Here is a 24,261-nt window from a genome sequence, read left to right on the forward strand (position 1 = left end):
GACGCCAGAACAGTCAATACGACTACGGCAAGAGTCAATTTGACTTCACCAAGGCCCTCTGCCTGTCTACACACCCTAAAAGCAAACCAATATCATTTGCACGCAGCTGAACCTTTTGTTTTAATCGCGACCAATTCTTATTTGCACCAACGGCGCCTGTCGCCCATGGATATCTGTTCACGATGATGGTCGCCGATTCTTCCAGCGTTCAGAACCTCTACGTCACGCATCACCGCTGGCTGCATGAGCTGCTGCGCCGACGCTTGAGCAATGCGTTCGATGCTGCCGACCTGGCCCATGACACCTTTATCCGCGTGCTCAAGCGCCCTCAAGTGTTCGACTGCGAAAGTCGCGAGCGCTCCTACCTGGCGACCATTGCCCGTGGCTTGTGCATCGATCACTGGCGCCGTCGACAGCTGGAACAGGCGTGGCTGGAAACGCTGGCTGCACGCCCGCAGGCGGTTCAACCGTCGCCGGAGCAACGGGCAATCATCGTCGAGACCTTGTATGAAGTGGACGCCATGCTGCTGCGCCTGCCAAAGAATGTGCGCGACGCGTTCATCCTGGCCCAGTTGCATGGCCTGCCCTACCGCGCCATCGCCGAAGAAATCGGCGTGTGCGAACGCATGGTGAAAAAGTACCTGGCACAGGCGCTGATGCACTGCGCGATGCTTGAGGCCGAACTCGATGGCCTGTTGATCGAGTAGCGCCATGCCCGCCGTCTCTTCCAACTCGATCAGCCATGCCAGCCTCGAACAAGCGGCGCAATGGTATGTGCAACTCAACGATCAGCACGTCGGCGATCAGGAACGTCAGCGCTGGCAAGCCTAGCTGGCGCAAAGTGGCGATCATCAGGCGGCCTGGCGCTATGTCGAGCGTGTTGGCCAGCGCTTTGCCGCGCTACAGGATGATCACCCGCAGGCCGCCGGACTTGTGCTGCGTAATACCGCGCGCTCGCCGATCAGCCGTCGGCAGACAGTCAAGAGCCTGCTCATTCTCGCATCGGGCGGGCTACTGGGCTGGAACGCCTGGCGGGAATCTTCGCTGCCGGACGTTCTGGGCCGATGGACCGCCGATCTTTCTACGGGCACCGGCGAAACCCGGGAAAGCCTCCTGAGCGATGGCAGCCGCATCTGGCTCAACGCCCTCAGCGCGCTGAATGTGCGTTTCGACACCACGCAACGCCTGCTGCTGTTGAATGCCGGGGAAGTGTTGATTGATACCGCCAAGGACAGCAGCCGAGCGTTTCTGGTGCAAACCGCCGAAGGCCGGATGCGCGCGCTCGGCACTCGTTTCAGCGTGCGCCAGGAACAACAGCGGACGTTGCTGAACGTCTACGAAGGCGCGGTCGAAGTTCGAACCACGGCGGGCCAGGTGCAGGTGGTCGAGGCCGGACGACAATTGGCGTTCACGCAAAACCACACGCCACCTTCCACCGAAGCAGCGGCGGGCCGCGAAGCCTGGCGCCGTGGTCTGTTGCTGGCGGACAACCTGCCGCTGGGGCAGTTGATCGAGGAATTGAGCCGCTACCGACCGGGGCATCTGGCGTGCGACCCGGCCATCGCCGGTTTGCCGGTGATGGGGTCGTTTCCGCTCAAGGACACCGATCAAGCCTTGCGCCTGCTGGAAGCGGCGCTACCAATACGCGTCGAAAAAACCATGGACTGGTGGGTCAACGTCGCGCCAAAAGCGTGAACCAAAAACATTTCAACGCCACAGTTCCCTTTTTGGTTTTTCGTTCGGTTAACCCTGTGAAGCACTTCAATTGCCGCTCGATCTGATTCCAGGGAACACCCTTTTGCGCGACTCCTTCGCTCGCACTCGTTTTGCCTTGCGTCCGTTGGCACTGGCCCTTCCGGTCGCGCTGCTGAGTCTTGCCCCGGCCCTCGCCCACGCCGGAACAGCCGGCACCAGTGAACAGTCCACCCGCCAGAAGCGTTATTACACGGTCGCTGCCGGCTCGTTGGTCAGCGCACTCAACCGTTTCGCCGAACAGGCGGGGATATTCCTCGCCGGCCGCAACGATCTGGCGAGTGATAAATACAGCCCGGGGCTTGAAGGCGAATTCACCGTGCAACAGGGCTTGCAGCGACTGTTGCAAGGCAGTGGCTTGCAAGCCCAGCCGCAGGGCGACCGCGGCTATGTCCTGCAGGTTGCACCCGCAACGAATGGGCCGCTGGAACTGGGCACCACCAACGTTTCCGGCCGGGCACTCGGCGCCATCACCGAAGACAGCCACGCCTACACCCTCGGATCGACCTCTTCAGCCACCGGGCTGTCGCTGTCCTTGCGTGAAACCCCGCAGTCGGTGTCGGTCATCACCCGCCAGCAACTCGACGATCAGGGCTCCACCAGCATCGCCGACGCCCTGCGCCGCGTACCCGGCGTCAGTGTGCAGAACTACGACAGCGAGCGTTGGGAGTTTTCCAGCCGTGGCCTGCCGATCACCAACTTCCAGTACGACGGTGTCAACACCGACTACGACGGCGTTTACGATTACGGCACCACCAGCACCGACATGGCGACCTTCGATCGCGTCGAGATCATCAAGGGCGCCACCGGGCTGATGACCGGTTCTGGGGACCCATCGGCCACCGTCAACCTGATCCGCAAGCGCCCGACCAAAGCATTCAAGGCCTCGATCACCGGCGCCGTCGGCTCCTGGGACAACTATCGCAGCACTGGCGACATTGCTGGCCCACTGACGGAGAGCGGCAACGTGCGCGGGCGTTTCGTCGGGGCGTATCAAGACCGCAGCGCGTACCTGGACAACTACCGCAACACCCGCGACATCGCCTACGGCATCCTCGAAGCCGACCTGACGCAGGGCACTCTCGTGACCTTCGGTATCGACCAGCAAAATACCCGCTCCCGTGGCGCCAGCTGGACCGGTTTCCCGATGTACAACAGCGACGGTTCGCGCACCCGTTTTTCCCGTTCGTTCAACCCGGCCACCGACTGGAGCCGGCGCGATTTCACCAACCAGACGATCTTCGCCTCGGTGGAACAGCAACTGGTGAATGACTGGAAGCTGAAGGTCAGCTACGACCGCAAGCATCGCCAGCACGACACCTTCCTCGCCTCTGCCAGCGGCGGCAATCCGGACCCGCTCACCGGCAACGGCATGTTCATGTACATGGGCCGGTTCAAGGGCGACCAGTTGCAGGACAACCTCGACGTCAATTTCACCGGCCCGTTCAGCCTGCTGGGTCGTGAGCATGAGCTGATCGCCGGTTTCATGTCGATGCACACGCGCCAGGACATTCCGGTGCACGGTTCGGTCTACCCGCCCCTCGACGGCAGCATCTTCGACTGGCGCGGCGAGTTCGCGAAACCGGACATTGCCAGGGTCGGCGACAACGACATCGACCAGCGTCAGACCGGCGCCTACCTGGCCACCCGCCTCAAGCCAACCGACGACCTGGCGGTGATCCTCGGCGCCCGGGTCAGCCGCTTCACTGCCAGCGATGAGCTGGACTACAGCGACCCGACCACCAAGGATGTGCGCGACAGCTATCGCCAGACCGGCGTGGTCACCCCCTATGCCGGGCTGGTCTACGACCTCGACGACACCTGGTCGGTGTACACCAGCTACACCAGCATTTATCAGCCGCAGATGAGCAAGGATGCCGAGCGCAAACTGCTCGACCCGGTGGAAGGCGACAGCTACGAGGCCGGGCTCAAGGCCGAATTCCTTGACGGGCGCTTGAACGCCAGCTTCGCGGTGTTCCGCATCGAGCAGGACAACGTTGCCGAGTACGTCAGCGGTGTCGACACCGAATCGGTGTACCGCCCGGTGCAAGGCGCCACGACCAAAGGCTTTGAAGTCGAAGTGGCGGGTGAAGTGATGGAAGGCTGGAATCTGTCGGCCGGCTACAGCTACAACCACACCCGCGATGCCAAGGGCGATTACGTCTACGGCTCGATCCTGCAAACCACCGCGCCGGAACAAGTGGTTCGGGTGTTCAGCACCTACCGGCTGTCAGGGGCACTGGAAAAACTCACCGTCGGCGGCGGGGTGAACTGGCAGAGCGAATTCTTCGGCAATGTGTTCCAGCCCAACCCCGACGACCCGGTCAACTTCGGCCAGTCTTCGACAATCACCCAGCAAAGCTATGCCCTGGTGGACGTCATGGCGCGTTACCGCTTCAACGATCACCTGAGCACCACGCTGAACGTGAAGAACCTCTTCGACCAGACCTATTACACCGGGCTCGGCAACTTTGGCACCGGGTTCTACGGTGAACCTCGCAACGTGCAACTGACCACCCGCTGGGATTTCTGATCGGTAACTTGTCGATCTGCGGTACTTCCGAGCCCCTCCCGGCTGACTACGCTGAAAGTTCAGCACGAGTGAACCGTGGAGAGGATTACCGCCATGCAACGCGTTCAGAAGCTCACGCCCTGCCTGTGGTTCGACGATCAGGCGGAGGAAGCCGCGAAGTTTTACTGCTCGGTGTTCGATCATTCCAAAATCACCGCCACGACCTACTATGGCCACGCCGGTTTCGATTTCCATGGCCGCCCTGAAGGCTCGGTCATGACGGTCAGCTTCGAGCTCGACGGACAGAGTTTCACCGGCCTCAACGGTGGCCCAATGTTCAAGTTCAGCGAGGCAATCTCGTTTCAGGTCAATTGCCAGACCCAGGAGGAAGTCGATCACTTCTGGGGCGCCCTGAGCGCGGGGGGTGTCCCTCAGGCCCAGCAATGCGGCTGGCTCAAGGACAAATTCGGCCTGTCGTGGCAGATCGTGCCAATCGCCCTGATGAACATGATGAAAGACCCCGACACGGCAAAATCACAGCGCGCCATGGAGGCGATGCTGCAAATGAAAAAACTCGATATCGCTGCACTGCAACGAGCCTTTGACGGCGAGAGCTAATACACTCCGGTGCTGACCTGCCGAGGACACCGACGATGAAGCCCACCGCTGGCAAAGACGCTGACAAGGCCCCCCGCTTCTGGCGCGACGATGCCCTGCCCTTCATTGAAGCCCGCTCCATCGCCGATGGGCGCGAGGTCTGTTACACCCGGCATGCCCACGAGCACTTTTCCATCGGTGCGATTACCGCCGGGCGCAGTACCTATATCCATGAACAATCGGAGTTTGAGGTCAGCGCCGGCACCGTAGTGCTGATGAATCCCGGCGACGTCCACGCCTGTAATCCAATCGACGACCAGCCGTGGTCGTACTTGATGTTGTACGTCGATACGCCGTGGCTCACCGACTTGCAGCATCAGCTCGGGTTCGGCAGCGACTTGGCATTTCGGCGGTTTTCCATCACCCATACGTCTGACGCCAGCCTGTTTGCCGGCCTGAAGACGCTGTTCGAAACACTGGTCGACAGCGAGCAGGACGTGCTGAGCAAACACAGCGCAGCGGTCGAGTTTTTTACCGACGTGCAGCAACGCCTCAACCCCGGCGATCAACCGCTGCGCGAGCCCAATTTCAAACTGGAGCGCGCGGCTGACTACATTCGCGACAACTGCACGAAAATGCTCAAGCTCGAAGACATTTGCGACGCTGCGCAACTGTCGCCGTCCTACCTTATCCGCGCCTTCAAACAGCATTTCGGCATGACGCCCCACGCGTTTCTGGTCAACCGACGCATCCAGTTTGCCCAGGATCGACTGCGCAGCGGCAAGCTGATCGCCGACGTGGCGCTGGAAGCCGGGTTTGCCGATCAGGCGCATTTTCAGCGGGCGTTCAAACAGCATCTGGCGGCGACACCGGGGCAGTATCGCGGCTGAATGATCGATCAGGGCAACAACAGGTAAATCGCACTCATCGCCAGCAACAGCGCCATGATCCGGTTGAACACACGCATCCCCACCGGGTTGTTCAGATAGCCGCGCAGAAAAGTACCGGCGTACGCCCAGCAACCGACGGACAGGTAGCAGATCACCAGATACACCGCGGCAAACTGCCAGACCAGCCGCGCCTCGCCATCGGCGACAAACGCGCCCATGCCGGCCACGCAGGCCAGCCAGGCTTTCGGGTTGAGCCACTGCATGACCGCGCCATACACCATCGACGGCGCCCGCCCCGACTCCTTCGCGTCGAGTTGCCCGTTGTCCGCCGCCAGTTTCCACGCCATGAACAACAGAAACGCCACGCCGGCCAGTTGCACCACCCGCGTCAGCGCCGGCCATGCCTGCAACACTTCATGCAGCCCCAACCCCATCAACACCAGCAGCAACACAAAACCCAGCGTTGCGCCGGCCACGTGGCGCTGACTGGCGCGAAAACCGAACTGCGCGCCGGAGCTCAACGCCACAATGTTGACCGGCCCCGGCGTAATCGAGGCCACCAGGGCAAACGCCGCCATCGAAATAATCAGACTCATTGCATACCTTCTTCAATTCAGTTGAACCAGGCCTCACGGTAAGGCGCGGGCTGGTCCGCGTATTGAAGAAAACTGCCCAACCGTTCTAGGAATAAGCGCCCACCACCCGCTTCACCTTGATCAGCGCTGCCCGAAGAGAATCCATGTCCACCGACCCCAGCGCCAATCGGATCGCATGGGGCGCATTGGCAGCGACGGAAAAGGGTTCGGCGGTGGAAACGGCCACTTGCTCTTGTATCAACTCCACGGCGATCTGGTCCGCCCTGGCGTCCTCCGCCAGAGGCAGCCATAAAAAGTAGGAAGAAGGATGAGTGATGCAGGGCAGCCCTTTCAGAAGCTCCGCAGCCAGGGCTTGCCGGGCTTGTGCGTCCGCGCGCTTTTGCTCCTCGAGTTTGCTGACAGTTCCATCGTCGAGCCATGCGCAGGCAATCGCGGTCATCACACCTGGCGTATTCCAGGTGGTCGCCCGGATCACGCGCTCCAGTGCCGGGACCTTTTCAGCCGGCGCAGCAACGAAGCCGACACGCAGGCCGGTGGCGACGTTCTTCGAAAACCCTGAAACGTAGACCGTCCTTTCCGGCGCCGATTGGGCCACTGGTGATGGCGGGTCAGTGGCGAGAAACGCGTACGCGGCGTCCTCGATGATCAACAGGTCGTGGGCGCGCGCTATCGATACGAGCTGGTTCCGCCACGCCGCATCCATCACCCAGCCCAGCGGGTTATGCAGGGTCGGCATGGTGTAGACGGCCCGCACCGAACGACGCCGGCAGAGCGTGTCGAGTGCATCGAGATCCGGTCCGGTCTCGGTGACGGGAATAGGCACGATTTCCAAGTGCAACGCTTGCGCCAGCACTTTGAAACCCGAGTAGGTCAACGCATCTGCCGCGATCACATCGCCCGGTTTCAGCAGCGCCATCATCGTCACCGCCAAACCATGCTGGGCACCGCTGACGATCAATACCTGCCCGGCCTCTACGCTCAGCCCTCGCGTGCACAAATGACTGGCGACCGACGCGCGCTCATGCAGGCGCCCGCCATGCGGCTGGTAGCGCAGATGGGATTCCAGATCGCCGGACAACGCGAGCTGACGCAAGGCGTTGCGCAACAGATCGGCCTGACCGGGTAATGAGGGGTAGTTAAAATTCAGGTCCATCACGCCCGCGGCCACTTCGGGTTGATCAACGCCATGACCAGGCGGCAGCGACGTCTCCCGAACGAACGTGCCCCGCCCGGTTTCCCCACTCACCAGCCCCATCGCCTCAAGCTCTGCATACACCCGGCTGGCCGTGACCAGGGCCAGCCCTTCTGACTCGGCCAACTGACGGTGCGTGGGCAAGCGAGTGCCCGGCGGCAAACGTCCGCAACGGATATCAGTGGCAAAGGAATCAACCAGCGACTTGTATCGGGAGCGCGGCATCTCGAGATGTATCCATGACAATTTTTTGATTGTCTTTATAGTCAGCCATACGATGCGCTCAAGGCAACCCGCCGCGAAAACAATCATCGAGTGTGACCTCAATGGAACGCGTATCGAACCTGCATATCGAGCCCCGGGAAAAGACCACCAGCGGGTGGATCAATGGGTTGATCGGCGTAGTGATCTTCAGCGGCTCGCTGCCGGCCACGCGAGTGGCAGTGCTGGAGTTCGACCCGGTTTTCCTGACTGTCGCCCGGGCAACCATCGCCGGCGTTCTGGCGTTATGCATGCTGTGGCTGTTCAAGGAAAAGCGCCCTGCAAAGAGCCAACTGCTGCCGTTGTTCATCGTGGCCATGGGCGTGGTGGTCGGCTTTCCACTGTTGACGGCGCTGGCGTTGCAATACGTGACGTCGGCGCACTCCATCGTCTTCGTCGGCTTGCTGCCGCTCGCGACCGCCGTGTTCGGCGTGATCCGCGGTGGTGAGCGGCCGCGGCCGGTATTCTGGTTTTTCTCGGTGCTGGGCAGCCTGCTGGTGGTGGGATTTGCTGCCTCACAAGGCCTGACCGCCTCACCTGAAGGCGACATCCTGATGCTGCTGGCCATCCTCGCGTGCGGTCTGGGTTATGCCGAAGGGGCGAAACTGTCCAGAACACTGGGCGGCTGGCAGGTGATTTGCTGGGCGCTGGTGCTGTCGCTGCCGGTGATGGCGCTGTTGACCTGGTGGCTCGCCCCCGCATCGTTCTCCGGGATCAGCACACCGGCCTGGTTCAGCCTGGGTTACGTGTCGCTGTTCAGCATGCTGATCGGCTTCGTTTTCTGGTATCGCGGGCTGGCTCAGGGCGGGATTGCCGCGGTCGGACAGCTTCAACTCTTGCAGCCGTTTTTTGGCCTGGCGCTGGCGGCGACCTTGCTTCACGAGCAGGTCAGCATCGGCATGCTGGCGGTGACCGTGGCGGTGATTCTATGTGTGGCGGGGGCGAAGAAGTTCGCGAAGTAAGCGATTGTACGGGACGTGCCGTTCGCCACTGTATGGGTTGGGCCGCACGGCACCTGTGATAAAAATATCGCTCTCGCTTCTGGAGCCGATCATGGACCTCGCCACCTTGTCCCTTTTTCTCCCGGCCTGCTTCGCCCTGAACATGGCACCGGGTCCGAACAACCTGCTGTCGGTCAGCAATTCGACGCGTTACGGTTACCGCACCGCGTGTGTGGCCGGGATCGGTCGACTGCTGGCATTCGCCGGGATGATCGCCCTTGCCTCGGCAGGTCTGGCGGTGGTGTTGCAAACGTCGGAATTGTTGTTCTACGGGATCAAGATTGTCGGCGCGGCGTACCTGTTCTACCTCGCCTGGCAATTGTGGCGCGCGGATCCGGGGGCTGAAAACGTTGTGACTGGCGCGCCGGCGGGGATGCTGACATTGGCGCGACAGGAGTTCCTGGTGGCAGCCGGCAACCCGAAGGCGATCCTGATTTTCACTGCATTCCTACCGCAGTTTGTCGACCCGAACCAGGCCGTGACGCCGCAATTTGCGGTGCTGGGTGCGCTGTTCCTGATCCTGGAATGGATCGCCATCGGCGCCTACGCCTACATGGGCCTGCACATGCGCCGCTGGTTTGCGAAACCTCGGGGCAAGCAGATTTTCAATCGCTGCTGTGCGGGGTTGCTGTCGGCGGCGGCTTCGGTGTTGCTGATGGCACGCCGTGGTTGAAGTGTTTCACGCCTGCTGATTTTTCTGCTCCAGGCCGACAGCGAACACTCGAAAAACGGATTCATTCATTTCAGGTCCATCGCGCATCCAGGCATTCAAGCTCCCGGTAACGTCCTTCGTCACGGCTTCAAACCGAGCACTTCCAAAGCCGAACAAGGACTGCGAGTCTGACCTCCCGTCCCGAATAGCCATGACACCCCTCGCGTTACATCAGCACACTGACTAGAATGCTCACTTCAAAATATTTCAGAATTGATCCGACCTATGGTCATAGCGCCAGCCCCCACCGAGTCTAGCCTGTCGGCGGGTGATTTAACGGCAACTTGGCCGCCAACAGCGCAATTCCGGAACTTTGTCAATGCCAGGTTAACCAGCTGCATTATCGTTTTGACGGGCTCTCGCTTTGAGTCGATGGAACCAGGCCGAACTGAAAAGGTCAGTTGCTGAGGCCCTCGCTCAAGGTGCCCCCCCTTACTAACACGGAAGTAATCAAGGTAATAAACATGATTTTTAATAAAAATAGCGCAACAATTGCACTTGCAGCGCTTACCGCTATTTGTCTGATACAAGAACACGGTTTTGTTTTTTATCTGGGTGTCGCCGGTATTTGCTCACTCATCATCCTGGCGGCGTTTTCGCCCTGGCTGGGAATGCTCGCGTTATTCCCCCTGCTGTTCTCTCTGCCCCCGGCACCTGCCACCATCGGAATCACCGAACTTTCGTTCGCCCTGCTAATGGGCGTCATCTTTGTGGGTGTACTGGTAAAACTTTCACGATCCGCGAACAAGGCGGCACTCAAGTATTTCGGCCTGGCATTACTTGTCGGATTGTTTGTATTGGCAGTCAACCTGTTCGTCGCGGTAAAAAACGGCGTGCCGTTGGTCGACTGGGTGCGCGGCGCAATTCCGTTTCTCTTCATTTATAACTTTTTGTCTGTCGCGATACTCGTAGGCAACGATGAGAGCAGGATACGTTGGCTCGGCGGGTCCATTGCCACACTCATATTTCTGTTCTCCGGTTATATTATTTTTTACTATTTTTACTACGACATCTGGCTGCCCTACTGGCTTGTGATGGTAGACGACAAGGTCGTCAGAATGTCCGAAACTGCTGCCCTGCAATATTCCGACGCCCTTGGCCCGATGCGCGACAGGGTGACAATGGTGGTGGCGCAGGCAACGGATGCCTTGTTGCCCGTCGGGGTCGTGTTGGGCGTCGTCCTGGCGACCCTGGCTCGCCGCAAAAGTGTCGTCGCAATCGGTTTTTTGATGGCCTTGACCTGCCTGTTCGCCGTACTGATCACCTTCACCCGAAGCATGTTGATGAGTTCGCTGCTCATCGCATTTGTGTTTACCGCTTTTATATTCATGTTCCGCAAGGAAATGCGGCTTAAAGTCGTGAAAATTGGAGCAGCGTTAGGCGTAGCTGGCGTGGTCTTCATCTTCGCCACTGGCATGCAAGACATATGGATTGGGCGAATGAACCAACTGACAGAAATAAAAACTGGCAACCTGAAGGAGTTCTACAGTAAAGACCCTGTCTTGAAAGAAAAACTGGACTTTAACGTTTCGTCCAGGCTGGTAGAGTACAAAATTGCCTGGAACATGTTTGTCAGCCATCCCGTATTAGGCAACGGCCTGGGTATCAAGCACGAAATGCAGTGGGAGACCGTTGAGAATGAGCGGCAAACCAAATGGGTTGCTTATGTGCACAACTGGGTTTTTTATATTTTGATGGTCGGCGGCATCGCTGGCTTCCTTGTTTATTCGGTCGTCCTGATCGGGCCGCTGTTTTTCAGGTTGTCCTGGGTCAAGTCTGAGTCGACGCACTGGACCATTATCCGTGCGGCCGTACTGACCATGACTGTCTATGGTGCTTTCTTCGCTGTCTTCCGGCTCATCACCTTCAATCTTTTGATTTCCGTTATCTGGGGACTCATATTTGCCCAGATACTTGCCGATCGCCGCAAAAGCCAGTCCTCTATCAAGGAAGAGGTGGCTTTGTAAAAAAGCGGTCAGGTCACCGTTTTTCGAGTCCACGGCATTGAAAACCGCGACGCCCTTAATCCTGGGCGTCGCCGGGCCGCGATAGCAGTGTCTCCCCCCTCGCCTCGCCTCGCTCCTCCTCCGCTTACCACCTGCCCAGGGTTTTGATGCCTGCTCCGCAGCTTCAGATGCTGGCGCTTGATACAGGGAAAGCGGAGTACCCATTTCAGGAACTTTCCTACATTCAGCAACTGAGTGTGTCGGTATCTTCTTCTGCCCGCGCCCTGATTCCCGGGCTCCCAAGAATGCCTGAAAGGACACCTCATGATTTATTCAGCGTGCCGGACAACAGAGACGCCTGCCCAGTCGTTGGTCAATGTCCGATTCATAAGCACAGGGCTGACAGCACGCATGAATGTGCAATTCAATTGTGCTGACCGGCTGAATTAATCGCATCGACTGGTTCGTTGCAAGTTGAATCATGGACAGGAGCGACTTGGTCATATCCAACCGCTTCAAGCCATCCTAAAGACGCTCTCCTGAGGGAGAGTGACTCATGGTATTGAACACTATGATCCGCATTAAAAATAGCGCTGCAATCATTATTGCAGCGCTGACTGCTATTGGCCTGACACAAGAAAACGACACTATTCTTTTTATGGCTACTGCCGGCATGGCCTCCGTTATCATCATAGCGGTTTTTTCGCCATGGCTAGGAATGCTGACACTATTCCCGCTGGCACTTGCGTTACCTCCGGCCCCCGCCACAGTTGGCTTACAAGAATTTTCATTTGCAGTTCTTTTGATTGTCATTACGACAGGCACTTTTATTGAGTGCCTGCGCTCCCCCGCCGCTCGCCCTCACTTGAAACTTTGGGGACTTACAATACTGGCAGTCTCGACTGCAATAACGATAAATCTGACAGTTGCGCTGAACAACAACATCCCGCTCAGGGACTGGACCAGAGGAATTATTCCTTTTCTTTTCATGTTGAATTTTTTACCTGTCGCGGTATTGATAGGCAAGGACGGCAACCGGATTCGCTGGATTGGAATTTCAATCGCAACGTCAATATTCATGCTCGCGGGTTTTATTATTTTTTATTATTTTCACAGCGACTTATGGCGGCCTTATTGGCTTCTTTCGGTCGATGACCAGGCGCTCAGAATCCCGGAAACCGTTGCAAGTGAATACGCCGACGCCATTGGCCCCATGCGCGACAGAATAACCATGTCGATCGCACAGGCCACGGACGCCCTCCTGCCTGTCGGGCTCGTCATCGGTGTAACCCTGGCCTCGCTGGCGCAGCCAAAGGCCGCAGCGACGACAGGTTTGCTGATGGCCCTGTCCTGCATGATCGCAATACTTATCACGTTTACCAGAAGCATGTTACTGAGCTCATTACTGGCGATGTTTATATTCCTGGTTTACCTCATCGTTTACCGCAAAGAGGTGCTGCCGAGATTTATTACAACCCTCACGGCGCTCGGCGCGGCGGGCTTGATATTCATTTACTCTACGGGCATTCAGGATATCTGGATTGGCCGAATGAGCCAATTGATCGTCCTGCCAACCTCAGAACTCAACACCACGCCTGTTGACACTATTGTCTCGCCCGATGCACTTATTTCGACAACAGCACTTTCCACCCTCGAACAAAACATATCGACAGAGACAACACCGAACGACACCAGCACATTTGAAGCACCGCCCGCACCCGACAACTATCGCTCCATTCAACCAGAAGTAACTTCAGACAATAAAATAACAAAAGACTTCAATATCTCTGCACGCATGGATGAATATAAAATCGCCTGGGAAATGTTTGTGCCTCACCCGATAATGGGCAATGGATTGGGAGTCAAACACGAAATGCGCTGGGAGACCTCTGACAACGTTTCGGAAGCCAAACAAGTGGCCTACGTGCACAACTGGCCATTTTATATGTTGATGGTCGGGGGATTAAGCGGCTTGTTAGTGTATTCGGCCTTACTTTTTGGCCCTGTCATTTTCAGACTGTCATCGATCAGATCAGAGCCCATTCACTGGACACTCATACGTATGGCTATCCTGACCATGGCGATATACGGAGCTTTTTTTGCAGTGTTCAGGCTCATCACGTTCAATCTTTTATTAGCGGTCATATGGGGAATCATCGTTACCCAGGTGCTAATCGACCGTCAGAAGAACAAATCCGAAATCGATAACACGTAGAGCCCGACTGCTCACTGGAATTCCCTGTCGATTTTCCGGTGGAGGTGCCGAGCGCCGCGTCTTATGCTCATGCCATGAACTTACAAGACACTTTGCTCCCTCCCCACGCCGAGATGGTCCGCGCCATGCTCGAACGCGACACCGCGTACGAGGGAGTGTTTTTTACCGCGGTCAAAACCACCGGGATCTTTTGCCGCCCCAGCTGCACGGCGCGCAAGCCAAAACCGGAGAATGTCGAGTTCTTTGCCCATGCGGATGAGTGCCTGTCCGCCGGTTATCGAGCCTGCCTGCGATGCAAACCGCTGGACGCTGCCGCCATTGCCCCGGACTGGGTGCAAAGGCTGCTCAAGTCGGTGGACGCCGACCCCGAACGGCGCTGGACCGATGTGCAACTGCTGGCCGAGGGCATTGAGCCGCTGAAACTGCGCCGATGGTTCAAACAGCATTTCGGCATGACCTTTCATGCATGGTTGCGTACCCGGCGCCTCGGCATGGCACTGGGCGGGATCAGACAAGGCGATTCCATTGACAGCGCGGCGTTCGATTCGGGATACGAATCGCTGAGTGGATTTCGCGATGCGTTTCAAAAATCCTTTCACATCACGCCCGGCCGCGCGGCCCACAGCGAGCCACTGTTGTTCGCACGCCTGACCACCCCGCTGGGGCCGATGATCGCCATGGCCGAACGGCGTGGGCTGGTGCTGCTGGAGTTTCTGGATCGGCCGGCGCTGACCCGCGAAGTCGAGGCCTTGCAGAACCGTTACGGCTACGCAGTGGCGCCCGGTCACAACGCTCACTTGCAGCAAATCGAAGACGAGCTGGCGCACTATTTCGCCGGCAAACTGACCGAATTCAAGGTGCCCCTGCACCTGCCCGGTAGCGAGTTCTCCCGGCAAGTCTGGGCCGAACTGGCGAAAATCCCATACGGCCAGACCAGCACCTACGGCACCATCGCCGCGCGGCTGGGCAAGCCCGGTGCCAGTCGCGCCGTCGGCCTGGCCAACGGGCACAACCGCCTTTCGATTGTCTTGCCCTGCCACCGTGTGATCGGTGCAGATGGCTCGCTGACGGGCTATGGTGGAGGACAACCGCGCAAGGCGTTTCTGCTCAGGCTGGAAAAAGCGGCGGTGCAGATCACCCATCAACTCGCGTTCTGATCACTCGGTGTTTTCATAAGGAAGGAAATCGATGGATACGCTCGACCACTCATTCCACAGGCTGCATCAGGACGGCCTGCTGATTCTCACCAACGTTGCCGATGCCGCCGGGGCCCGCATCGTTGAACAACTGGGCTGCAAAGCCGTGGCCACCAGCAGCGCGGCCGTCGCCTGGGCGCACGGTTACGCAGACGGCAACACCCTGCCGCTCGAACGCCTGGTATCGAGCGTCGAGGCCATCGCCCGCGTGATTTCACTGCCGTTGACCGTGGACATCGAAGCCGGCTATTCCGATGACGTGGCACGGGTCTCCGAAGTGGTTGAGGCGGTGCTCGCCGCTGGCGCTGTCGGGATCAACATCGAGGACGGTGCTTCGCCGCCCGAGCTGCTGGCGCGCAAGATCGCCATCGCCCGCCAGGTTGCGGAGCGCCGTCAGGTGAAGTTGTTCATCAACGCCCGCACCGACGTGTACCTCAAGGCCTTGGTGCCGGCCGAAGACCGCGTCGCGGAAACACTCAAACGCGCCGCGCTTTATCAAGCGGCCGGAGCGGACGGACTGTTCGCGGCAGGTGTTTCGGCGGAGTACGAGATTGCCGCACTGTGCCGTGGCACCACGCTGCCGGTGAACGTACTCGCGTTGCCGGGGTTACCCGCCCCAGAGACGTTGAAAGCGCTGGGTGTACGGCGTTTGAGCGCGGGCTCCGCAATCGCCGAGTTTCTGTACGGCGCCATGGCCGGCCTGGCCAAGGGGTTTCTGGAGACCGGCAAACTCGACAACAGCCAGCTCAAGGCCTACACGTACGGGGAAGTGAACGCCCTGCTGAAATCCGTCGGAAACACTTGATCCTCATGCTCGATCCCTATCAGCCCGCGACCCGTTTTCTGGCGTCCATTGACGACGATTGGGCGCGCCATATCGCGACCATCGGCCCTTGCCTGCATCAGCCTCATGCAGCTCGCGACCCGTATGAGTCGCTGGTGCGGGCTATTGCCTATCAGCAACTGCACGCCAGGGCCGGTGATGCGATTGTCGGGCGGCTGCTGGCGTTGTTTCCTTCGGCCTCGTTTCCGCGGCCCGAACAGATTCTGGCGAGCGGTTTTGATCAATTGCGCAGTTGCGGCTTTTCCGCCGGCAAAATCGCGACCATTCAGGGCATCGCTCAAGCAGCGCTGGACGGCGTGGTGCCGGACTATGCAACGGCGCTGGCCATGGACGATGAGGCGTTGATCGAGCAGTTGATTACCCTGCGCGGCGTTGGGCGCTGGACCGTGGAGATGCTGCTGATCTACAGCCTGGAGCGCCCGGACATCCTACCGGCGGATGACTTTGGGGTACGTGAGGGCTATCGGCGGTTGAAGGGCCTGGAGGTGCAGCCGACGCGCAAACAGATGGTCGAGATCGGCTTGAAGTGGAGCCCTTACCGGACGGTAGCGTCCTGGTATTTGTGGCGGGTGCCAGCCAAATAGCCCGCATTATCGTTCTTTGCCGCCAAGCCGGCCTCGCTCCTACAGGGATTTTGTGAACGCTGGAGATCCCCTGTGGGAGCGAGCCTGCTCGCGATGGCGCCAGCCCATTCAACACATCACTCAAAGCCAGTCACAACCCGGATTTCAACCGACTGAACGCCCGAATCAACGCCCGGTTGAACGCCTTGCCATTGTCATTCTTGCTATACAACGAAGCCCGCACCTGCGCCGACGGATACGTCCCCGGATCATTACGAATCGCCGGGGCGATCAAGTCATCCGCTGCCGTGATCGCATTGGCGTAGTGAATGGTGTCGGTGATTGGCGCAATCACTTGCGGCGTCATGAGGTAATCCATCAACGCCAGCCCGGCCTCGGGATGCGGCGCATCCTTGGGAATGACCATGGCGTCGAACCAGATCAACGTGCCCTCCTTCGGTATCCGGTAGGTCAACGTGAACGGTTTTTTCGCGGCTTCTGCCTGGCCCGCCGCAATGGCCACGTTGCCATTCCACGACATCGCCACGCAGGTGTTGCCATTGGCCAGGTCGCTGATGTTCAGGTCATTGTCGAAGTAACGAATGTACGGCCGGATCTTCGCCAGTTGCTGCTCGGCCAGCTTCAGGTCATCGAGGTTCTGGCGGTTGATGTCCAGCCCCATGTACTTCATCACCGCGGCGAACACCTCGTTGGGATCGTTGAGCAAACTCACGCCGCAATCGGAAAATTTCGAGACCACCGCCGGATCGAACAGCATCGCCCAACTGTCCGTTGGCGCCTCCGGCAGGCGCTTTTTGACGGCCTCTTCCTGATGACCCACACCGGTCGTGCCCCAGGCATAAATCCCGGCGTAACGATTGCCCGGATCGAAAACCGCCATGTGCTGGCGGAACTCTTCACCGACGCCGGCAAAGTGCGGCAACCGTTGCAGGTTCAAGGTTTGAATGGCACCGCTCTGGATCGCCCTGGACAAATGCTGCCCCGCCGTCAGCACCAGGTCATAACCACTGCGACCGGTGAGCAGTTTGGTCTCGACGGTTTCCAGGGAATCGAAATGATCGGCGATCACATGGATGCCGGTCTTTTTCTCGAAATTGGTCAGGGTATCCGGGGCCAGGTATTCGCCCCAGATGTACAGGTTCACCACCGGTCTGGCGCTGTCGGCGGCCTGCACACACAAGGGTGCAAGCACCAGCAATAACGCTTGAGTCAGTTTGTGCAGGCCCATGATCACACTCCTTTACCAGCGTATTGAGGCATGGTGATGCACGCGACGTTACCGCCGCCGAGCAGGATTTCCCGGGAGTTTTCGATGCCGACGATCTTGTGCTGCGGGAACAGCTCAGCCAGTGTCGCCAGTGCCACCTGATCGTTACGATCACCAAACAGCGGCACCACGATCGAGGTGTTGCCGGCGTAGTAGTTGATATACGACGCGCAGATTTTGGTGCCGGCCTGACGGGTGTGGGTGCTGTCTTGCTGGTCCAGACCTTCGGCTTCTTCTGCAGTCCATTCCAGCACGTCGGGTTGTGGCAGTTTGTGTACGATCAACTCGCGGCCACGGCTGTCACGGGTGCTGCGCAGGACGTCGTAGGCTTCCTGATAGATTTCCCATTGCGGGTCATCGCGGTTGTCGGTCCATTGCAGCACCACTTCACCGGGACGCACGAAGCACGCGAGGTCGTCGACGTGACCGTCGGTTTCGTCGAACTTGCAACCGCGCGGCAGCCAGATGACTTGCTCGGCGCCGAGGTAGTCCGTCAGCCGCCGGGTGACTTCTTCCTTGCCCAGGTGCTGGTTGCGATTGCGGTTGAGCAGGCATTGTTCGGTGGTGAGGATGCTGCCCTGGCCGTCACTCTGGATGCCGCCGAGTTCGGCGATCAGCGGTGCGCGGTAGCGGTCGAAACGTTCGATTTCGAGGATCTTGCTGGCGATCTGGTCGTCCTTGTCCCACGGGTAGTACAAGCCGCCATCGAGGCCGCCGTACGCGTTGAATTCGAAGTCGACGCCGCGTACTTCGCCGCTGGCGTCATTCACCACAAAGCACGGACCGCTGTCCCGGAACCAGGTGTCGTTGCAGGTCATTTCCACCACGCGGACTTGCGGCGGCAACTGACGGCGCGCCGTGGCGAATTGCGCGGCGGAGGCACACACGGTGACCGGTTCACTTTGAGAGATGGCGGTGACGATCTGCACCCAGACTTTCTGCGCCGGCTTGGCCCCGTTGCGCCAGACATCGGTGCGCTCCGGCCAGCCGAGCCAGCAACCGGCCTTGGTTTCGAATTCGCCGGGCAGGCGGAAGCCGTCTTGTTTTGGGGTGGTGTCGAGCGAACGTGCCATGGTCAAACCTCGTTGACGGGGATTGGAATGACCACAGGCTAAGGTCGTCGGCGCCCTCCTCACCAACGATGATTATTTCGGAATAGTTGAATTCAACTCATCAATCGATCAGCTGATCGTTGAACCATTCAAGCATCTGCGCCACAGCCGGACGCTCCAGGCGCACTCGTTCACACACCAGCGCGTATTGGCCCAGCGCAGTCATGCTTGAGGTAAACGGCCGGACCAGTCGACCGCTGAGCAAGTCTTCCTGCGCCGTGAGGTTATCGCCCATGGCCACGCCCTGTCCTTGGGCCGCGGCTTCCAGCGCCAGGCCGGCATGGGCGAAATACAACTGTCGTTCGGGGCGTAGATCGCCGGCATGACTGGTGAGCCACGCGGTCCAGGTCTTGCCGTCCTGATCGTCGTGCAACAGGCAGTGGCGCGCCAGGTCCTTCGGGGTTTTCAGGGCGCCCTGGTTGAACAGGCCGGGGCTGCACACCGGGAAAAACTGCAATGCCGGCAACGGCCGAACGAAGTACGCGCTGCTGTCCACCGGGCCGGTGCCGTAGGTGATGGCCAGATCGATGTCTTCCCCCGGCGCGGTGGCGTCGATGGGCTGTTCGTAGAGGTGCAAGGTTATATGCGGATAGCGCGCATAGAAATCCGTGAGGCGACGCATCAACCACTTTTGCGCCAGCTCGGCCGTCACCGCAAGGCGCAACACCGCCAGCGACGACGGATCGCGCAGTTCATCGCAGGCTTCACCAATCAGTTCGAAGGCTTGCTGCAGGCTTTGCATCAGGCGCCCGGCGGCCATGGTCGGACGGATTTGCCGGCCTTCGCGGATGAACAGCGACACGCCCAGTTGCTCTTCGAGCTGGCGGATCTGATGGCTGACGGCGCTGTCGGTGACGCACAGCTCTGCGGCGGCCCGGCCGAAGTGGGCGTGGCGGGCGGCGCATTCGAAGGTTTTGAGGGCTGCAAGGGAAGGTAGTCGTCGCATGGGTCGGTTCCCGATTCGAGGTGCTCATGCTGACTTGGCGGGCGGTGGGCGTCCAGTGGGACCGCGTTTTCGTTTATCGCCAGCAGGCTAGCTCCCACAGTGGTCTCATGAACACTGGAGATCCAATGTGGGAGCTAGCCTGCTAGCGATAAGGCCAGAATATTCACCACCAAGCCACCCGCCCATCACCCTTCTTTATCCACCATGACATCCCCCAGAACCCGGCGCATGTTGATGCCTCAACCGGAGGGATTCGCCATGCTTGATGCACTCAAAAAGATCAACTCAACGTCCGCCTTCAACCGCTGGGCCGGTTTCGAGGTCACTCGCACCGAGCCGGGCGAGGTGGAACTGACCATGGCTTTTCGCGAGGCGGATATGGCGCAATACGCAGGTTTTCTGCATGCCGGCCTGATTGGCGCGCTGCTCGATACCGCCTGTGGGTTTGCGGCCGGAACGGTCGCTGGCAATGTCCTGGCATCGCATTTTTCGGTGAATTGCCTTGCACCCGCCGTCGGTGAAGTGTTCATTGCGCGCGGCCAGGTGGTGAAGTCTGGCAAGAAGCAGGTGTTTGCCCGTGCCGAACTGTTCGCACAAACAGGGGATCAGTTGAAGCTGGTGGCAACCGGCGATGCGATCCTGGTGCCGATCCAGCAATGAACCACCGGTTTTCGGGGCGGTCAGGGAAGTAACAGCCAATCATTTGGAGGTTCTGCCATGCGACTCGAAGGCTCCTGCCACTGCGGTGCCGTGTCGTTCAGTCTGACCAGCGCCCACCCCTACCCTTACCAACGTTGCTATTGCTCGATCTGCCGCAAGACCCAGGGCGGTGGCGGTTACTCGGTCAACATCGCGGGCGATGCCGCCAGCCTCAAGGTGCGCGGTCGCAAATCCATCGCGATCTATCACGCACGACTCAAGGACGAAGATGCCAAACGCGCGCACCGCAGCACGGCAGAGCGGCACTTCTGCTCGGTGTGTGGCTCGGGCTTGTGGCTGTTCAGCCCTGAATGGCCGGAACTGATTCACCCGTTCGCCTCGGCCATTGATACGGCGTTGCCGGTGCCACCCGAGTACACGCACGTGATGCTCAATTCGAAAGCGCCGTGGGTGGAGGTTGCGGCGCATGCCGGTGATCGGCAGTGCGAGATCTGGCCCGAAGAGTCCATCGCACAGTGGCACGAGCGACTGGGTCTGGCTCGCTAATCAAAACTTCGATTTTTTCACACGGCAGTTCCCCTTTGCGTTTTTCGTTCGGTTAACCCTCAGAAGCCTTTCACTTACCGATCGATTCGATACAAAGGGATCTCCATGTCGCACCCAATTGCTGCGCGTTTTCGTTTTGCCCTGTGCCCCTTGGCACTGGCCCTTCCGGCCGCTCTGCTGAGTCTTGCCTCCACCGCCCATGCCGCCGAAACGGCCACCGGCAAAACGGCAGCCAAGGACGACGGCGTGCTGCAACTGGGTGCGACGAATATCAATGGTGTCGCCTTGGGCGCGACCACCGAGGACACCCATTCCTACACCACCGGCTCAACGTCTTCGGCCACCGGCCTGCCGTTGTCGCTGCGTGAAACACCGCAATCGGTCACGGTGATTACCCGCCAGCAAATGGACGATCGCGGTGTGCAAAGCATCAGCGATGCGTTGCGTAACACCCCCGGTGTTTCGACGCAGAAATATGACAGCGACCGTACCGAGTTTTCCGCCCGCGGCTTTGCCATCACCAACTTCCAGTACGACGGGGTCAACCAGCCGTACGACGGTGTTTATGGTGAAAACCCGAACAACAGCGACGACTCCGCCAGCCTCGACCGCATCGAGGTCGTCAAGGGCGCAACCGGCCTGATGACCGGTGCTGGCGACCCGTCCGCCACCGTCAACCTGATCCGCAAGAAGCCGACCAAAGAGTTCAAGGCCTCGATCAGCGGCACCGTCGGTTCCTGGGACAATTACCGCACCACTGGCGATATTTCCGGTTCGCTGACTGACTCGGGCAACGTGCGCGGGCGCTTTGTCGGCGTGTACCAGGACAAGGACTCCTACATTGACCACTACAGCCAAAAGAAAGACCTGTACTACGGCATCCTCGAAGCCGACCTGACCGACGATACCCTGCTGACATTCGGCATCGACAAGTCCAGCGCCACGCCTCGCGGCAGTTCCTGGACCGGCAACCCGACGTATTTCTCCGACGGCGGCCGTACCGACTTTTCGCGCAGCTTCAACCCGGCGGCCGACTGGAGCCGCCGCGATTTCGACGAAATCACCTACTTTGCCTCGCTGGAACAAGCGCTGGCCAACGACTGGAAATTCAAGGCCAGCCTCAGCGAGAAAACCACCGAACACGACACCCAACTGGCCTCGGCCAGCGGTGGCAACCCGAACCGCGATACCGGCGACGGCATGTTCCTCTTCTGGGGTCGCTGGGAAGGTCATCGCGTGCAGGACACCGCCGACGTGAACGTCTCCGGCCCCTTCTCACTGGGCGGTCGCGAGCATGACCTGGTGGCCGGCGTCATGACGTCCCACTCCCGCCAGACCGGTTCCACCTACGACACCAGCGCCTTCGAAATGGTCCCGGGGAGCATCTACGACTGGGACGGCCATCTGCCGAAACAGGAGTTCCCGGCCAACGGCAAATACGAACGCACCCAGAGCCAGAACGGTGTGTACCTCGCCACTCGCCTGCGCCCGACCGATGATCTGTCGGTCATCCTCGGCAGCCGCCTGAGCACCTTCAAGTACAACGAAGATTACCGCTACAACGCGGATTCACCGCTGGACGACAGCCACGCGAGCTACAAGGAACACGGCGTCGTCACGCCTTACGCCGGCGTGGTCTATGACCTGAACGACGTGTACTCGGTATACGCCAGCTACACCTCGATCTATCAGCCACAGACCAACAAGGATGCCAGTGGCATGACCCTGGCACCGGTTGAAGGCGTCAGCTACGAAACCGGTCTGAAAGCCGCTTACCTCGATGGCCGGCTGAATGCCAGCCTGGCGTTGTTCCGCATCGAGCAGGACGGCGTCGCCGAGCAAACTGGCACCAACGCAATCACCAACGAAGGCATCTACAAAGCCATCGACGGCACAACCACAAAAGGTGTGGAACTGGAACTGGCCGGCGAACTGACCGAGGGCTGGAACCTGACGGCCGGTTACACCTACGCACGCACCCGTGATAAAGACGAGCAGCGGATATTCGGTTACCCGCTGTCCACCAGCAAACCTGAGCACGTTGTGCGCACGTTCACCACCTATCGCCTGCCTGGCGCCCTGGACAAAGTGACCGTTGGCGGCGGCATCAGCTGGCAGAGCGCTTTCTACGGCAAAATCTACAGCGCTCCCGCTGGCGACTACACCCGGATCAAACAGGGCGGCTACACCCTCGTGGACCTGATGACCCGTTACCAGTACAACGAGCACCTGAGCTTCACCGCCAACGCCAACAACATCTTCGACAAGAAGTACCTGACCGGCCTGGGCAACTTCGACACCACGTTCTACGGCGAGCCGCGCAACCTGATGCTGACCACCAAGTGGGACTTCTAAGCTGATTCTGTGGCGAGGGATTTACGCCCTCGCCACAGACGACTCATCGCTCGCCAACCCCCGTTCACAGTCTTTGACAGTTTTGCGACAAAGCTGCCAAAGATTGCCGGGCGGCACCCGCCTAGCATGGGCGCATCCACTATCACCCAGGGTGCTCCCATGTTTCGTTCGCTGTATTTGCCGTTGACCTCTTTTTGCCTGCTTCTCCCCTCCACTTCCTTGTATGCCGAAGACTGGCACTACAGCCTGCGCGCCGGCGCTGCCAGTGCGCCGCGTTACAGCGGCAGTGATGAACGCGTAGTCGCACCGTTGCTGGGCGGCGAAATCGTCAGCCCTTATGGTTTCTTTCTCGACACGCAAAAGGGTCTTGGCTGGGCGTTTGACGAAGAGGACTTCGGCCTCAGCGTCTACGTCGGCGCAAGTGATGTGCGCAAGGACCGTAAAAGCGGATTCAAGGGCTCGGATGAGCTCAACGGTATGGGCTCGATCAAGTCGCGTCCCTTGCTGGGGCTGGACGGAACCTATCACATGGGGCCGATCATTCTCGGCGCCAGTTATGAACATGCGCTTGAAGAAGACGAGGACGAACACGACACCGGCTCAGCCTGGAACCGATTGAAACTGAGCATCAGCGCGCCGTTTTATGAAGGTGACTACGGCAAGGTCGTCGGCAGCCTGAACAGTCAGTTCGGCGACAGCAATTACATGCGCACCTGGTATGGCGTGAGCAGCGCTCAAGCGTCGCGCAGCAAGTTCAAGGCGTATGACACCAAAGGTGGTCTGGTGAGTCGGGGGGCGGATCTGACCTGGTCGCTGCCGATCAACGATGAATGGAGTTTTACGACGGTGCTGGCGGTGCAGTACCTGGGTGGTAAAGCGGCGGACAGTCCGATTGTCGAGCGTCGCTTGCAGACTTCGGTGGCTGGGCAGGTCGTTTACAGCTTTTGATTTGAGGGTGTTGCTGAAGGCCCCTTCGCGGGCAAGCCTCGCTCCTACGGGTTATGCGTCGATCATAAAAACACCGATAACCTGTAGGAGCGAGGCTTGCCCGCGAAGGGGTCGTCGGCAACACACAAC

20 protein-coding genes and 1 pseudogene are annotated in these 24,261 nt (G+C 59.3%); 16 read left to right on the forward strand and 5 right to left on the reverse strand.

What is annotated here, in order from left to right; translation table 11 throughout:
• Window positions 1–182 precede the first annotated feature (182 nt).
• The 5 genes and pseudogenes from KGA97_RS12065 to KGA97_RS12085 all read left to right on the forward strand — a co-directional run bounded on the left by KGA97_RS12065 (window position 183) and on the right by KGA97_RS12085 (window position 5,751).
• Entirely contained in the window at window positions 183–707 is a 525-nt protein-coding gene (locus tag KGA97_RS12065; RefSeq protein WP_192227371.1) for a sigma-70 family RNA polymerase sigma factor, read from the forward strand.
• Window positions 708–711: 4 nt separating this feature from the next.
• Window positions 712–1,695 (forward strand): annotated as a pseudogene (locus KGA97_RS12070) (FecR domain-containing protein).
• 103 nt (window positions 1,696–1,798) lie between these two features.
• Window positions 1,799–4,285 carry a TonB-dependent siderophore receptor gene (locus KGA97_RS12075; protein WP_223480832.1) on the forward strand — a complete coding sequence of 829 codons (2,487 nt, stop codon included), beginning with the start codon at window positions 1,799–1,801 and terminating at the stop codon, window positions 4,283–4,285.
• Between the two features lie 93 nt (window positions 4,286–4,378).
• Window positions 4,379–4,882, forward strand: coding sequence for a VOC family protein (locus tag KGA97_RS12080; protein WP_223480833.1), 504 nt, complete (start codon window positions 4,379–4,381; stop codon window positions 4,880–4,882).
• A 35-nt stretch (window positions 4,883–4,917) separates the two neighbouring features.
• Window positions 4,918–5,751, forward strand: a complete 834-nt coding sequence (locus tag KGA97_RS12085; RefSeq protein WP_223480834.1) for an AraC family transcriptional regulator — start codon at window positions 4,918–4,920, stop codon at window positions 5,749–5,751.
• Between the two features lie 8 nt (window positions 5,752–5,759).
• Here the strand turns inward: KGA97_RS12085 and KGA97_RS12090 are convergent, their stop codons facing one another.
• Together KGA97_RS12090 and KGA97_RS12095 are read right to left on the reverse strand one after the other, a co-directional pair.
• Window positions 5,760–6,347: a LysE family translocator gene (locus KGA97_RS12090; protein ID WP_223480835.1), complete on the reverse strand. Its 588-nt coding sequence runs from the start codon at window positions 6,345–6,347 to the stop codon at window positions 5,760–5,762.
• 85 nt (window positions 6,348–6,432) lie between these two features.
• On the reverse strand, window positions 6,433–7,764 hold the full coding sequence (locus KGA97_RS12095; protein ID WP_223480842.1) for a PLP-dependent aminotransferase family protein: 1,332 nt from the start codon (window positions 7,762–7,764) through the stop codon (window positions 6,433–6,435).
• A gap of 101 nt (window positions 7,765–7,865) precedes the next feature.
• Between KGA97_RS12095 and KGA97_RS12100 the strand changes: the two genes are divergently transcribed.
• The 7 genes from KGA97_RS12100 to KGA97_RS12130 all read left to right on the forward strand — a co-directional run bounded on the left by KGA97_RS12100 (window position 7,866) and on the right by KGA97_RS12130 (window position 16,298).
• Window positions 7,866–8,762: a DMT family transporter gene (locus KGA97_RS12100; protein ID WP_008038222.1), complete on the forward strand. Its 897-nt coding sequence runs from the start codon at window positions 7,866–7,868 to the stop codon at window positions 8,760–8,762.
• Between the two features lie 91 nt (window positions 8,763–8,853).
• Entirely contained in the window at window positions 8,854–9,474 is a 621-nt protein-coding gene (locus KGA97_RS12105; RefSeq protein WP_192227379.1) for a LysE family translocator, read from the forward strand.
• 503 nt (window positions 9,475–9,977) lie between these two features.
• The gene (locus KGA97_RS12110; protein ID WP_207285662.1) at window positions 9,978–11,480 is read left to right on the forward strand and encodes an O-antigen ligase family protein; all 1,503 of its coding nucleotides are present in this window, start codon (window positions 9,978–9,980) and stop codon (window positions 11,478–11,480) included.
• Between the two features lie 550 nt (window positions 11,481–12,030).
• On the forward strand, window positions 12,031–13,674 hold the full coding sequence (locus KGA97_RS12115) for an O-antigen ligase family protein (RefSeq protein ID WP_223480836.1): 1,644 nt from the start codon (window positions 12,031–12,033) through the stop codon (window positions 13,672–13,674).
• A gap of 74 nt (window positions 13,675–13,748) precedes the next feature.
• Complete coding sequence (locus KGA97_RS12120; protein WP_032832426.1) at window positions 13,749–14,831, forward strand: bifunctional transcriptional activator/DNA repair enzyme AdaA; 1,083 nt, start codon at window positions 13,749–13,751, stop codon at window positions 14,829–14,831.
• Window positions 14,832–14,862: 31 nt separating this feature from the next.
• Entirely contained in the window at window positions 14,863–15,675 is an 813-nt protein-coding gene (locus KGA97_RS12125; RefSeq protein ID WP_223480837.1) for an isocitrate lyase/phosphoenolpyruvate mutase family protein, read from the forward strand.
• Window positions 15,676–15,680: 5 nt separating this feature from the next.
• Window positions 15,681–16,298: a DNA-3-methyladenine glycosylase family protein gene (locus tag KGA97_RS12130; RefSeq protein WP_223480838.1), complete on the forward strand. Its 618-nt coding sequence runs from the start codon at window positions 15,681–15,683 to the stop codon at window positions 16,296–16,298.
• A gap of 130 nt (window positions 16,299–16,428) precedes the next feature.
• On the opposite strand, the gene KGA97_RS12135 is transcribed toward KGA97_RS12130, so the two are convergent.
• From KGA97_RS12135 to KGA97_RS12145, 3 genes are all read right to left on the reverse strand, one after another.
• On the reverse strand, window positions 16,429–17,526 hold the full coding sequence (locus tag KGA97_RS12135; protein ID WP_223480839.1) for an extracellular solute-binding protein: 1,098 nt from the start codon (window positions 17,524–17,526) through the stop codon (window positions 16,429–16,431).
• A gap of 2 nt (window positions 17,527–17,528) precedes the next feature.
• Entirely contained in the window at window positions 17,529–18,638 is a 1,110-nt protein-coding gene (aguA, locus tag KGA97_RS12140) for an agmatine deiminase (RefSeq protein WP_008038209.1), read from the reverse strand.
• A gap of 100 nt (window positions 18,639–18,738) precedes the next feature.
• On the reverse strand, window positions 18,739–19,623 hold the full coding sequence (locus KGA97_RS12145) for a LysR substrate-binding domain-containing protein (RefSeq protein ID WP_008038204.1): 885 nt from the start codon (window positions 19,621–19,623) through the stop codon (window positions 18,739–18,741).
• A gap of 258 nt (window positions 19,624–19,881) precedes the next feature.
• Here KGA97_RS12145 and KGA97_RS12150 point away from each other — a divergent pair, with 258 nt between their 5' ends.
• From KGA97_RS12150 to KGA97_RS12165, 4 genes are all read left to right on the forward strand, one after another.
• Entirely contained in the window at window positions 19,882–20,283 is a 402-nt protein-coding gene (locus KGA97_RS12150; RefSeq protein WP_008038201.1) for a PaaI family thioesterase, read from the forward strand.
• Between the two features lie 57 nt (window positions 20,284–20,340).
• The gene (locus KGA97_RS12155) at window positions 20,341–20,829 is read left to right on the forward strand and encodes a GFA family protein (RefSeq protein WP_207285658.1); all 489 of its coding nucleotides are present in this window, start codon (window positions 20,341–20,343) and stop codon (window positions 20,827–20,829) included.
• A gap of 105 nt (window positions 20,830–20,934) precedes the next feature.
• Window positions 20,935–23,184, forward strand: coding sequence for a TonB-dependent siderophore receptor (locus KGA97_RS12160; protein ID WP_223480840.1), 2,250 nt, complete (start codon window positions 20,935–20,937; stop codon window positions 23,182–23,184).
• A gap of 159 nt (window positions 23,185–23,343) precedes the next feature.
• Entirely contained in the window at window positions 23,344–24,132 is a 789-nt protein-coding gene (locus KGA97_RS12165) for a MipA/OmpV family protein (protein ID WP_223480841.1), read from the forward strand.
• Window positions 24,133–24,261 lie beyond the last annotated feature (129 nt).

Origin of the sequence: Pseudomonas sp. BF-B-15 (assembly GCF_019946675.1) — a bacterium.
In the GTDB taxonomy this organism is placed as follows: Bacteria; Pseudomonadota; Gammaproteobacteria; order Pseudomonadales; family Pseudomonadaceae; genus Aquipseudomonas; species Aquipseudomonas migulae.